This window comes from Cryptosporangium aurantiacum, assembly GCF_900143005.1.
In the GTDB taxonomy this organism is placed as follows: domain Bacteria; phylum Actinomycetota; class Actinomycetes; order Mycobacteriales; family Cryptosporangiaceae; genus Cryptosporangium; species Cryptosporangium aurantiacum.
The window spans coordinates 1,186,928-1,198,627 of the sequence record NZ_FRCS01000001.1; the positions used below are offsets into that span (position 1 = coordinate 1,186,928).

The following is an 11,700-nucleotide window of genomic DNA, read 5'->3' on the forward strand; positions in this document are numbered from 1 at the left end:
CGACGGTATCAGACCAATCCGACGGGTCATGTAGGGTTTCGGCTATGTCCGACGCCTCCCGGCGGTGGGCGCTCCGTTTGTGCCTCGCCGCCGGTTTCACCACGTTGATCGACCAGTCGGTCCTGAACGTGGCGATCCCGTCGATCCGGTCCTCACTGGACGCCGGTCCGCACGAAGTCCAGTGGATCCTGGCCGGCTATTCGTTCGCGTTCGGTCTCGCGCTGGTGCCCGGTGGGCGGCTCGGCGACGCGCACGGCCGCCGGGGGTACTTCCTGGCCGGGTTCGCGCTGTTCACGCTGACCAGCGTGGTCGCCGGTACCGCGCAGCACGGTTGGGTGGTCGCGGCCGCCCGGATCGTGCAGGGGCTGGGAGCCGGGATGGTCAACCCGCAGGTGCTCGGCCTGATCCAGGACGAGTTCCGGGGCGCCGAACGGGCCCGGGCGCTCGGCGCGTACGCGACGACCGGAGGCGTGGCCGCGACGATCGGGCCGGTAGTGGGCGGCGCGCTGATCGGCGTGGCCGGGCCGGACTGGGGCTGGCGGCTGATCGCGCTGATCAACGTGCCGTTCGGGGTGGCGACGTTGATCCTGGCCGCGCGGTATCTCCCGCGCCGGCTTCCCGTGCGGCGGCGGACGCCACTCGACGTGCCCGGCCTGATCCTGCTCGGCGCGCTGACGCTCTGCGTCCTGCTGCCGGTGACGCTGTCCGGCGGTGTGCCGGTGGCGGTGTGGGTGGCCGTCGGCGCGGCCCTGCTCGCGGGTCTCGTGACCTGGGAACGGTGGTATGCCCGGACCGGACGAGCCCCGGTGCTGCACCCGGCGCTGGTCCGCTCCCGGGCGTTCGTCTGCGGGAGCCTCGTCGCGATGTTCAACTTCGGGGCGGTGCTCGCGATGTCGCTGGTGATCGTGCTTCACCTGCAGGAGGCCGCCGGGGAGTCCCCGCTGGCCGCGGCGCTGACCACGCTCCCGAGCGCGGTCGCGTTCGGGCTCACGTCGGCGGTCAGCTGGCGCGCGCTCGCGCGCCTGGGGCCTCGGCTGCTGCGCTACTCGACCGCGCTCGGCGCCGCGAGCGCGCTGGCGACGCTGGCGTGCGCGGTCTGGGTCCCGGACCGGCACCTGTGGTTCGCGTTCGCGATCACCCAGCTCGCGTTCGGGATCAGCGGCGGGCTGACCGTCTCGCCCAACCAGGCGCTGACGCTGCGGCACGCTCCGGCCGAGGTCGCCGGCCTCGCGGCCGGGTTCCTCCAGGTCGTCCAGCGGATCTCGGCCGCCGTGAGCCTCGCGGTCGTGAGCGGGCTCGCGCTGGCGGCGCCGATCACCGGGTATCGCCACGCGACCGCCTCCGGCCTGGTGTTCTGCACGGTGCTGCTGGTGGGCTCACTGATCGCGGCGTTCGGCGTCCGAGTAGGACTCTCCCGAAGCGCTGCACATTCTGTGCCGTTATAGGGGCACAGAATGCGCAGCGCTTCCCGCGTAGCGGTTCGGGGGGCGGTCGAGGCCGAGGTTCTCGGAACAGGCCGCGGCGCTGCGCGCCCGGCAGGTACTCGAAGACCACGTTGAAGCCGTCCGCGCCCCGCCGGGTGAACCACTCCTCGACGTGGCCGGCGACCCTCTCCGGGGTGCCGACGATCGTCCGGTCGTCGTCGGCGACCTTCTGCGCCAGCTGGCGGATCGTCAGCCCGGCGGCCCGGGCCTGCCGGTGCCGAGCCCGAGCTGCAACCGCCCACCGGTCAGCGCGTCGAGCACCGCGGCGTCCTCGGCCACCGCGGCGACGAAGAACTCCACGAGGTCGCGGTAGACCTCGGACGCGGCGCGTTCCGGGCCGTGCACATGAGTGAGGAAGCCGAGCTTCACAACACCTCCGAAGGCAGCTGCGGCACCGCGGCGAGCAGCGCCTGGGTGTACGGGTGCTGCGGCGCGGAAAGCACCTGGGAAGTCGGGCCGCGTTCCACGACGACGCCGTCCTTCATCACGAGCACGTCCGCGCAGAGCTGCTGCACGACGCCGATGTCGTGGGACACCAGCACGAGCGTGAGCCCGAACTCGTCGGCCAGCGTCCGGAGCAGCGCGAGCACCGAGGACCGCACGACGACGTCCAGGGCGCTCAGCGGCTCGTCGCCGATCAGCACCTTCGGTCCAGGGGCGAGCGCACGGGCGATCGCGATCCGCTGCCGCTGGCCACCGGAGAACTCGTGCGGGTAGCGGCCCATGATCTCCGGGCCGAGCCCGACGGCGGTCAGCACCTCGGCGACGCGGGCCCGGACGTCGCCCGCGACCCGTAGGCACTCCAGCGGCTCCGCCACGATCTGCCGCACGGTCATCCGCGGATCCAGCGACGCCCGCGGGTCCTGCAGAACGACCTGCACCTCGCGCCGGAACCACTCCTGGCGCCCCGGCGTCACCCGGACGTCCCGGAACCGCACCTCCCCGGCGTCCGGACGCTCCAGCCCGAGCAGCAGCCGGGTGAGCGTCGACTTGCCGGAGCCGGACTCTCCGACGATGCCGAGGTGCCTGCCCTCGGCCAGTTCGAGGTCCACACCGCCCACGGCCCGCCGCCGCGCCGCCGACGAGAACAGCGACCGCCGCGGCAGCCGGTACGACTTGTGCAGCGCGGACGCGGAGAGCAGCACGGTCACGGCGCCAGCACCTTCCCCGGCACCCAGGACGTGGCACGGGCCGCGGCGATCAGCGCGCGCGTTCCCTCGTGCTGCGGCGACTGCACGATGTCGGTCACCGTTCCCTCCTCCAGTACTCGGCCGTCGGCGAGTACCGCGACCCGGCGGCAGACCTGGTGGACGACGGCCAGGTCGTGGCTGATGAACAGCAGCGCGGTGTCGTGGTCGTCGACGAGCCGGTCGAGCAGCCGCAGCACGCCGGCCTGCACGGTGACGTCCAGCGCGGTGGTCGGCTCGTCGGCCAGCAGCAGCGCGGGCCGGCACGCCAGCCCGATCGCCAGCCCCACCCGCTGGCGCTGACCGCCGGACAGCTCGTGCGGGTAGGAGTGCACGAGCCGGTCCGGGTCGGGGAGCCCGACCTCGGCGGCCAGCTCGACCGCGGCCGCGGCTGCCGCCCGCCGGGACAACCCCGCGTGCAGCCGGAGCGGCTCGCCGATCTGCCGCCCGATCCGCATCAGCGGGTTGAGCGCGGTCTGCGGCTCCTGGAACACCATCGCGACACGACGTCCGCGGATCCGGGACAGCGCGCGGTCGCCCAGCCCGATCAGCTCGGTCCCGTCGAGCCGCACCGACCCATTGACGACGGCTCCGTCCGGCAGTAACCCCAGGATCGCCAGCGCGGTCAGCGACTTCCCGGACCCGGACGCCCCGATCAGCCCGAGCCGGTCCCCCGAGTCCAGCGTGAGACTGACGTCGGACACCACCGGACGCCCACCGATCCGGACCGTCAGCCCCTCCACCTCGAGCAGGCTCATCCGACGGTCCGATCCCGGCGCAGCTGCGGGTCGATCGCATCCCGTAGCCCGTCGCCGAGCAGGTTGAAGCCGAGCACGGTCAGCGCGATCACCAGTCCAGGCCAGACCACCAGCAGCGGCCGGACGGTCAGATACGGCTGCTGCTCGTGCAGCAACCGTCCCCAGGACGGCGTCGGCGGCGGCGTGCCGTACCCGAGGTAGGAGAGCGCGGCCTCGGCGAGCACCGCGATCGCCAGCGCCAGCGACGCCTGGACGACGAGCGTCGGCGCGACGTTCGGCAGCACGTGCCGCCCGACGATCCGGCCGATGCCCGCGCCGGACGCCCGCGCGGCCAGCACGTAGTCCGCGGCCATCACCCGCATGATCTCGGCGCGGGTCACCCGGGCGACGATCACCGCGAGGCCGAGGCCCACCGCGGTCACGCCGGTCCACGTCGACCCGCCGAACACCGCGGCGAACACCATCGCGAGCAGCAGCACCGGAAACGCGATCAGGACGTCGAGCACGTGCGCCAGGGACTCCGAGATCCATCGCGGCGGCACCGCGGTCAGGATCGCCAGCGCGACGCCGAGCAGCACCGCGATCAACGACGCCAGCACCGCGACCAGCACGGTGATCCGGGAACCGGCGATCAGCTGGCTCAGGATGTCCTTGCCCGCGGTGTCGGTGCCGAGCCAGTGGTCACCGGAGAACGCCGGCACCCAGGACGCGCGCGGGTCGACGAGCGTCGGGTCGTACGGCGTCCAGAAGAGCGACAGCAACGCCGTGCCGAGCAGCACCCCGACCAGGACCGTTCCGACCAGGCCGCTCGGGCTGCGCAGCAGCGCCCGGACAACACTCATGAGGCCCTCCGCAGGCGCGGATCGATGAGGCGGTGGGCGACGTCGATCGTGAAGCCGACGACGAGCACGGCCGCGCTGACGATCAGCACCTCGCTCTGCACCGCGACCAGGTCGCGGTTGCCGACGTCGCGGACCAGCAGCTGGCCCGCGCCCGGCAGGTTGAACACGGTCTCGACGACGATCGCGCCGACCAGCAGCGTCGCGATCTGCAGCCCGAGGACCGACACGACCGACAGCGCCGCGTTCCGGACGCCGTGCCGCAGCAATGCCCGGGTCCGGGTGAGGCCCTTCGCGCGCGCCGTACGCAGCCAGTCCTGGTGCAGCACCTCGAGCGTCGCCGAGCGCACGTACCGCAGCAGCACCGCGCCCTCGGCGAGCGCGAGCGTCACCGCGGGCAACACCAGGCTGCGCACGGCCCGCGACGAATCGGACCAGCCGTCGATCGGGAACCCCTGCGCGGGCAGCCAGCGCAGGTGCACCGCGAACAGCACGGCCAGCACCAGGCCCAGCCACAGCGTCGGCACCGCGATCCCCAGCTGGCTCACCACCGAGATCACGGTGCCGGACCGCCGCCGGTGCAGGGCGGCGGCCAGAATCCCGCCGGGCACGGCCAGCACGATCGCGAGCACGATCGCACCGATCACCAGCGGGACCGTGACCGACAGCTTCTCGGTCAGCTCGGCGCCGATCGACGCGCCGGAGAGCGGTGACCGTCCGAAGTCGCCGGTCACGACCCCGCCGATCCAGTCGAAGTACTGGGTGACCAGCGGCCGGTCGGTGCCGAGCTGGTGGCGCAGGTTGGCCACCGCCTCCGGCGTCGCCTGCGTGCCGGCGATCACCTGTGCCATGTCGCCCGGGAGCAACCGCAGCAGCAGGAACACCAGCACGCTGGCGAGCACCAGCGACCCGAGCAGTAGCCCGAGCCGCCGGAGCACGAACGGCATCATGAGGCGGTGACGCTCGCCAGGTTCAGTCGGGAGCTGGTCGAGTCCTTCGGGAAGCCCTCGACGCCCTTGCGCACCACGGTGTGGATCTGGCCGCCGGACAGGAAGTCGCCCGCCGCGTCCTCGGACACCTGCTTCGCGGCCTGCGCGAGCAGCTCGTCACGCTGGTCCTCGGACGGCGCGACCTGCGCGTCGGCGACCAGCTTCTGCACGGCCTTGCTGTCGTAGCGGAAGTAGTACTTCGGGTTGGCCCAGATGCCGATGTCGCGCGCTTCGGCGTGGTCGACGATCGAGAGCTGGTAGTTCGCCTCGGTGAAGACGGTGTCCAGCCAGGTCGCGAACGGCACCGACTTGATCTCGACGGTGATCCCGACCTGCTTGAGCTGCGACGTGACGTACTCGGCGTAGAGCGGCGGGTAGAAGTTCGCCACGGTCAGCGTCAGCTTCAGGTTCGAGACGCCGGCCTCGGCGAGCAGTTTCTTGGCCGCGGCCGGGTCGTACTTGTCGATGCTGGTCAGGCTCTCGTCGTACCAGGGGTCGGTCGAAGCGACCGGACCACCGATCCGAATGCCCTCGCCGTAGCTCGAGATCAGCCCGTCCTTGTCGATCGCCTGCCGGATCGCCCGGCGCACCCGGACGTCCTTCAGCGGGCCGTACGCGTTGTTGAAGCCGAGGACGATCTTGTCCGACGCGATGCCCTCCTGGACGGCGAAGTCCTGGTTGTTCTCGTACGGCGCGAGCAGCTTCGGGTCGAGCGCGGTGAGCACGTCGATGTCGCCGGCGAGCGTCGCGTTGTTCGCCGCGTTGTCGTCCGGGATGTAACGGAAGACGACCTTGGCGACCTTGGCTTCCTCGCCCCAGTACTCGTCGTGACGCAGGAAGGTGAGGCTCGCACCGCGCTGCCACTTGTCCAGCGTGAACGGCCCGGTGCCGTTCTCGCTGTCGGCCAGCCCGGTCGCGCCCTTCTTGTAGACGACGCCCGCGCGGTTGGTCAGCGCGTAGGTGAAGTTGCTGTCGCGCTGCTTGAGCGCGATCTTCACGGTCTTCTCGTCCGGCGCGGTGACCGAGGCGACCTGGGCGAAGTCGATCTTGTTCGGGTTGGCCGACTTCGGGCTGAGCACCTGCTCGTACGACCAGACGACGTCGGCGGCGGTGACCGGCGAGCCGTCGTGGAACGTCGCCTTCGGGTTGAGCGTGAACGTGTAGCTGAGCCCATCGGGCGCGGCCTCGTACTCGGAGGCGAGCGACGGCACGATCTTGTCCGAAGCGTCCCGGGTCAGCAGGCCCTGGTAGACGTTGTCGAGCAGCACCTGGTCGAGCGCCGCGCCCGCCACCGTCGTGAGGTCGAGGCTGGTCGGCTCCAGCTTCAGCCGCACGGTGACGGTCGCGTTGGTGTCCGCAGCCCCGGCGCTCGCGTCGCCGTCCTCGCTGCTGCAACTCGTCAGCGCGACGAGACCCGCCACTAACAGGGCCAGAAGGCCGGTCTTACGCACGAGGGTCCTCATCTCGAGAAAAGCGGCGGTTGAATTCGGTAACGGGTCTGTCCAGCGCGACGCCGTCGACCGTGATGTCGACGACCTCGTTGTAGAAGGCGACCAGGTCGGCGATCCGGCCTACGGCCGGAACCGGGTCGGGGTAGGTCCAGGCGACGTTCTCCGGCCCGCCGGGGAACGACCAGTACGACGCCGTGCCCTTGTACGGACAGCCGGTCTGCAGGTCGGACGGCTGCAACGTCGTGAAGTCGACGTCCTCGCGCGGCAGGTAGTAGCGGATCGGCAGACGCGTCTCGAACACCAGCACCGGCCGGTGCGACTCCGCGACCCGGACGCCGTTGATCGACACCTGGACGTGGCGCGAGCTGGGCAGCGGATCGACGCGTTTGTACGGGTCACGCGGGTGGACGAAGATCTCCTCGTCCTCCTCGTACCAGTGCTCGATGCCGGGCTCGGTCCGGCCGAACCAGTCGAACGCGACGTGGTCGGCCAGCTCCGGGACGTCGTAGGTCCAGGCCACGGACGCCAGCCGCCGCCCGTCGACGAGGAGATCGAACCGACCGTCGGAACCTGGAGAAAGCAGGTCGGTCCGTACGTCCGACCGCGGGAACACGTACCCGGGCACCGCACGCCCCGGCTCCCAGACCAGCACCGGACGCGCACTGTCCACGACGGTCACGGCGCCGACCGTGCCGCGCACCCGGCGCTCGGACGGCTCGTACGTGAACTCGTCGGCGGGCACCGGGTGGCGGCGAGAGGCCCGGGGACTCATGCGAGGGCCGCGACGTAAGGGCGGCCCTCGCGCCAGGCCGCGACCTGGTCCGGCCGGCCGAACACGCGAAGGTACTCCTCGACGCGGTCCTTGACCGTGTCCCAGACCAAGACCGGGTCGAACTCGACGTCGTCCGGGTCGTCGACGAACGGCGCCAGCGGCTCGATCACGGTGTCGACCCGCGGGTGCCAGAACACGCCGCTGGACAGCCGCGTCACCGTGCCACCGGCGACCACGCGGTGCCTGCCCGGACGCAGCCGCCCGTTCGTCCACCGGGTGAGCAGCGAACCGGTGAAGACCTGCAGCGCGCCCGGGACGATCGGCACCGGCACCCAGCTGCCGTCGGCGCGCTGGCCCTGCAGCCCGTCGTAGTCGCCGCGCTGGTGGAGGACGGTGAGCACGGACCCGTCGGCGTGCTCGAGCAACAGCAGCTTGCGCTCGTCGTCGCTCGCGGACTCCTCGGTGCTGCCGCCGTCCTCGTACGTCCAGGTCGGGTAGTTGTTGACCACGAACGACGTGTGGTCGGGCCCGTCGCCGACCGGGAACACCGCCGGGTCGGCGTCGAGCGCGCGGGCGTACACCGCCAGCACCCGCCGCGCGACCAGCCGCGCGGCCTCGTGGTAGGTGCGGGCGGCGTCCCGCAGCTCGGGCGTGGGCCAGACGTTCGGGTGCGCGAAGTCCGCGGCGTACTGTGGGTCCAGCCCGTCGGCCACCGCCTCGTCGACGGTGTCGTACTGGCCGATCGTGATGCGCTCCAGCTCCAGCCGGCCGAAGTCGTCCGGCCACTGCCGCCAGCCCCGGTACGGGTGGCCGGTCGGGCTGGCGAGCGGGATCTTCTCGTCGCGGGGGAGCGCGAGGATCGCGCCGATCCGGTCGTGGAAATCGTCGATGACGTCCTGCGGGACGCCGTGGTTGACGATCTGGATGATGCCCAGGTCCTCGCCGGCGTGGCGCAGCGCGGCCAGGCTGTCCGCGTCACCGGCCTCAGCGGCGGACAGGTCGATCAACGTGATCTCGTTCGACATGGCTCGCTCCTTCAGGAAGTCGGGGTGGAGAGCGCTCGGCGGAGCTGGTCGGCGACGGCGTCGGCGGAATCCGCGGGGTCGAGGAGGAGCAGCGTCGCGGGCGAACGGAACCGCGTCGCTGCGGTGAGGGCCTCGTGCGCCGCGTCGCCGGCACCGGCCCAGATCGCGGCGCGCGGTGCGAACGACGCGATCGCTTCGGCCACGGCCCGTCCGGCCCGTCGCGGCGTGGTGCCCGGACCGGATGACCGGCCGGTGCCCGGCAGGTCCAGGACGACCGTGGGCCGCTGCAGGGCCAGCGCGACGTCGTCCAGGTCGCGTGCCTGGCCGTCCGGCGGCGCGACCAGCACGACCTCGGCCGGCCCGCTGCCCCAGGCCACCCCGGACAGGTGCCCGCCGGTGCTGATGTTGACCCAGCGCCGGACGACGGACGACGTCCCGACGCCGGTGAACTCGTTCTCGGGTGCGCTCATGAGCGTTTCTCCGCATCCGTCGGCAGGTCTTCGATGGGTAGGTGGCACCGCACGGTGTGGCCGGGCGTGATCTCCCGCAGCTCCGGCTCCTCGGTGTCGCAGCGCGGCCCCAGGTAGTGGGGGCATCGCGCGGCGAAGCGACAACCGGTGCCGCTCCGATCGGTGTCCGGCAGAGCCGTGGCCGACACCAGCGCCGCCGTGTACGGGTGGTGGGGGCCGGACAGCACAGCCTCGGTCGGCCCCACCTCGACCAGCCGCCCCCGGTACAGCACGCCGACCCGGTCGGCGAGGTACCCGACGACGGCCAGGTCGTGCGAGATGAACAGGTACGACGTCCCGGTCCGCTCGCGCTGCTCGGCCAGCAGTTCGAGCACGCCGGCCTGCACGCTGACGTCCAGCGCGGACACCGGCTCGTCGCAGACCACGAGGTCGGGTTCGCCGGCGAACGCGCGGGCGATCGCGATTCGCTGCTTCTGCCCACCGGACAGGTCGGTGGTCCGCGCGGGCAGCAACGCTGGTTCGACCTGCGTCCGCGTCGCGAGATCCTCGACCGTGCCCCGGCCGCCGAGCGTCCGGAGGGCCCTCGCGAGCACGGTGCGCACCCGCTGCGACGGGTTGAGCGTCGCGTCGGGCTGCTGAAAGACCATTTGGACGCCACGCGGCCGCGAATTCTCGAGTCGCACCGTGCCGCTACCGGAACCGGCCGGGAGGCCCGCGATCGTGCGCGCCACCGTGGTCTTGCCGCTCCCGGACTCGCCGACCAGCCCGAACACCTCGCCGCGCCGGATCGTGAAGCTCACGTCGTCGACGGCCCGGTACTTGCCGTACCGCCGGGTCAGTCCGTCGACCACCAGCCGAACCCCGTCTGGTTCCGGGGCCGGGCTCAGCGAGACCGGCGGCGACGCGAGCGCTTGCAGCTCCGGCCGGAGCCGCTCGACGTGGTGGCACCGCACGGCACGGTCGTCCACGACCCGCTCGACCGGTTCCTCCGAGGTGCACCGCACGTCCGCGAACGGGCACCGCGGTGCGAAGGCACAGCCTTCGGTGGAACCGGGCACCGGCGGCCGTCCAGGAATCGCCGTGAGTCGTCGCACGGTCCGCGGCACCCCGAGCTTCGGCGCGGACCCCAGCAGCGCCGCCGTGTACGGGTGCGAGGGCGCGCGCAACACGGCGGCGGCCGCGCCGCGCTCGACGACGCGTCCGGCGTAGAGCACCGCGACCTCGTCGCAGCGCCGTCCGACCAGCCCGAGGTCGTGGCTGACCAGGACCACGGTCGCCGACAGCTCGTGCCGCAGGCGGTCGAGCAGGTCGAGGATCTCCGCCTCCACCGAGGCGTCGAGGCCGGTGGTCGGCTCGTCGAGGATCAGCAGCCGGGGGCGGGAAGCCAGCGCCGCGGCGATCACGATCCGCTGCTGCTGCCCGCCGGACAGCTGGAACGGATACCGCTGGGCCACGGTGGCCGGGAGCTGCACGGCCGCCAACAGGTCGGGCACCTCGGTGCGCGGCCGCCCCTGCAACGCCAGTACCTCGCGCAGCTGCGCGCCGATCCGCATCGTCGGGTCGAGCGTCGCGCCGGCCTCCTGGTGCACGAACGCCAGGTCGCGCCGACGCCAGGTGCGGAGTTCCGCGGTCGGCAGCGCCAGCACGTCGACGTCGTCCACCCGGATGCCGCCGCCGAGGACCGCCCCGTTCTCCGGCAGGTGCCGTCCGAGGGCACGGACCAGCGTGGTCTTGCCGCTGCCCGACTCGCCGACGATCCCGAGCGTCTGACCCGTGCCGATGCTCAGGCTGACCGTGTCGACGACGGTCTTCGTGCCGTAACCGACCGACAGATCGGTGACCGAAAGGCTCATGATCGCTCCGTCCGGGCGCGCAACTCGTCGGTGACCAGCGCGACGCCGATGACCAGCGACGCGATCGCCAGCGCCGGAGTGAGCACCGTCCACGGAGCGATCTGCAGCCAGGCCCGGTTGTCGGCCACCGACGCGCCCCAGTCCGGCGAGCCGGGTGCGGCTCCGAGCCCGAGGAACGAGAGCGTGGCGGCGGCGAACACCGCGTCGCCGAGCCGGGACACGGCCTCGACCAGCACCGTCGTCGTGATGTTCGGCAGGATCTCGCGGAACAGCAGCGACCAGGTCGGCTCGCCGCGCAGCCGGGCGGCCTCGACGTACGGCTTGTCGCGCTCGACCAGCGTCGCGGCCCGGACGCTGCGAGCCACGATCGGGACGAACGAGAAGCCGATGACCAGCACGAGGACCGGTGTGGACTGCCCGAGCAGCGCGACGAACAGGATGCTCGCGACGATCGCGGGGAACACCGTGAGCGTGTCGAGCACGCGCATCACGGCCTCGTCCACCCAGCGGCCGGACGCGCCCGCGATCAGCCCGACGATCGTGCCGACGATCAGCGACAGAACGGTGGCGAGCGGCGCGACCGAGAGCACCGACCGGGCCCCGGCGAGCATCCGGCTGAACACGTCCCGTCCGAACTGGTCGGTGCCGAGCCAGTGCTCACCGCTCGGTGACGCGAACTTCGTCGCCGGATCCTGGGCCACCGGGTCGAACGGCGCCAGGTGCTGACCGAACACCGCGACCAGCGTCCACCACAGGAGGATGAGCAACCCGAAGCTCAGGGCCAGCGGCACGCGACGCGAGCCAGCCACCACCGGTGGAGGCTCGACCGGAGTACGCGGCGGAGCCGCGATGACGTCGGTCATGAGGCGCCC

The 11,700-nt window shown here is 72.1% G+C and carries 12 protein-coding genes; 1 reads left to right on the top strand and 11 read right to left on the bottom strand.

The genetic code is table 11. The features are described from left to right. Positions 1-44: 44 nt before the first annotated feature. Complete coding sequence (locus tag BUB75_RS05185; RefSeq protein ID WP_178379767.1) at positions 45-1,445, top strand: MFS transporter; 1,401 nt, start codon at positions 45-47, stop codon at positions 1,443-1,445. 228 nt (positions 1,446-1,673) lie between these two features. Here the strand turns inward: BUB75_RS05185 and BUB75_RS05190 are convergent, their stop codons facing one another. From BUB75_RS05190 to BUB75_RS05240, 11 genes are read right to left on the bottom strand one after another with little or no spacing between them, the layout of a single operon-like run. Continuing rightward, the gene (locus BUB75_RS05190) at positions 1,674-1,853 is read right to left on the bottom strand and encodes an LLM class flavin-dependent oxidoreductase (RefSeq protein WP_073251900.1); all 180 of its coding nucleotides are present in this window, start codon (positions 1,851-1,853) and stop codon (positions 1,674-1,676) included. Continuing rightward, positions 1,850-2,635, bottom strand: a complete 786-nt coding sequence (locus tag BUB75_RS05195) for an ABC transporter ATP-binding protein (protein ID WP_073251902.1) — start codon at positions 2,633-2,635, stop codon at positions 1,850-1,852. Before BUB75_RS05195 ends, BUB75_RS05190 begins: the two co-directional genes overlap by 4 nt. Next, positions 2,632-3,429 carry an ATP-binding cassette domain-containing protein gene (locus BUB75_RS05200; protein ID WP_073251904.1) on the bottom strand — a complete coding sequence of 266 codons (798 nt, stop codon included), beginning with the start codon at positions 3,427-3,429 and terminating at the stop codon, positions 2,632-2,634. The genes BUB75_RS05195 and BUB75_RS05200 overlap by 4 nt, the downstream gene beginning before the upstream one ends. Beyond that, positions 3,426-4,271 carry an ABC transporter permease gene (locus tag BUB75_RS05205; RefSeq protein WP_073251906.1) on the bottom strand — a complete coding sequence of 282 codons (846 nt, stop codon included), beginning with the start codon at positions 4,269-4,271 and terminating at the stop codon, positions 3,426-3,428. The genes BUB75_RS05200 and BUB75_RS05205 overlap by 4 nt, the downstream gene beginning before the upstream one ends. After that, entirely contained in the window at positions 4,268-5,218 is a 951-nt protein-coding gene (locus tag BUB75_RS05210) for an ABC transporter permease (RefSeq protein ID WP_073251908.1), read from the bottom strand. The genes BUB75_RS05205 and BUB75_RS05210 overlap by 4 nt, the downstream gene beginning before the upstream one ends. Further along, positions 5,215-6,708, bottom strand: coding sequence for an ABC transporter substrate-binding protein (locus tag BUB75_RS05215; RefSeq protein ID WP_073251910.1), 1,494 nt, complete (start codon positions 6,706-6,708; stop codon positions 5,215-5,217). Before BUB75_RS05215 ends, BUB75_RS05210 begins: the two co-directional genes overlap by 4 nt. Further along, the gene (locus BUB75_RS05220) at positions 6,701-7,480 is read right to left on the bottom strand and encodes a DUF427 domain-containing protein (protein WP_073251912.1); all 780 of its coding nucleotides are present in this window, start codon (positions 7,478-7,480) and stop codon (positions 6,701-6,703) included. The genes BUB75_RS05215 and BUB75_RS05220 overlap by 8 nt, the downstream gene beginning before the upstream one ends. After that, the gene (locus BUB75_RS05225; RefSeq protein WP_073251913.1) at positions 7,477-8,505 is read right to left on the bottom strand and encodes a 2OG-Fe(II) oxygenase family protein; all 1,029 of its coding nucleotides are present in this window, start codon (positions 8,503-8,505) and stop codon (positions 7,477-7,479) included. Before BUB75_RS05225 ends, BUB75_RS05220 begins: the two co-directional genes overlap by 4 nt. Positions 8,506-8,516: 11 nt before the next feature. Beyond that, positions 8,517-8,975: a hypothetical protein gene (locus BUB75_RS05230; protein WP_073251915.1), complete on the bottom strand. Its 459-nt coding sequence runs from the start codon at positions 8,973-8,975 to the stop codon at positions 8,517-8,519. Then, positions 8,972-10,828 (bottom strand): ABC transporter ATP-binding protein, encoded by a 1,857-nt coding sequence (locus BUB75_RS05235; protein ID WP_073251917.1) that lies wholly within the window; start codon positions 10,826-10,828, stop codon positions 8,972-8,974. The genes BUB75_RS05230 and BUB75_RS05235 overlap by 4 nt, the downstream gene beginning before the upstream one ends. Continuing rightward, positions 10,825-11,691, bottom strand: a complete 867-nt coding sequence (locus tag BUB75_RS05240) for an ABC transporter permease (RefSeq protein WP_084740228.1) — start codon at positions 11,689-11,691, stop codon at positions 10,825-10,827. The genes BUB75_RS05235 and BUB75_RS05240 overlap by 4 nt, the downstream gene beginning before the upstream one ends. Positions 11,692-11,700 lie beyond the last annotated feature (9 nt).

Coding starts and splice junctions, on each gene's coding strand:
- BUB75_RS05220 (WP_073251912.1), bottom strand. CDS start 7,480: ATGAGTCCCCGGGCCTCTCGCCGCCACCCGGTGCCCGCCGACGAGTTC.
- BUB75_RS05230 (WP_073251915.1), bottom strand. CDS start 8,975: ATGAGCGCACCCGAGAACGAGTTCACCGGCGTCGGGACGTCGTCCGTC.
- BUB75_RS05200 (WP_073251904.1), bottom strand. CDS start 3,429: ATGAGCCTGCTCGAGGTGGAGGGGCTGACGGTCCGGATCGGTGGGCGT.
- BUB75_RS05210 (WP_073251908.1), bottom strand. CDS start 5,218: ATGATGCCGTTCGTGCTCCGGCGGCTCGGGCTACTGCTCGGGTCGCTG.
- BUB75_RS05205 (WP_073251906.1), bottom strand. CDS start 4,271: ATGAGTGTTGTCCGGGCGCTGCTGCGCAGCCCGAGCGGCCTGGTCGGA.
- BUB75_RS05240 (WP_084740228.1), bottom strand. CDS start 11,691: ATGACCGACGTCATCGCGGCTCCGCCGCGTACTCCGGTCGAGCCTCCA.
- BUB75_RS05185 (WP_178379767.1), top strand. CDS start 45: ATGTCCGACGCCTCCCGGCGGTGGGCGCTCCGTTTGTGCCTCGCCGCC.
- BUB75_RS05235 (WP_073251917.1), bottom strand. CDS start 10,828: ATGAGCCTTTCGGTCACCGATCTGTCGGTCGGTTACGGCACGAAGACC.
- BUB75_RS05225 (WP_073251913.1), bottom strand. CDS start 8,505: ATGTCGAACGAGATCACGTTGATCGACCTGTCCGCCGCTGAGGCCGGT.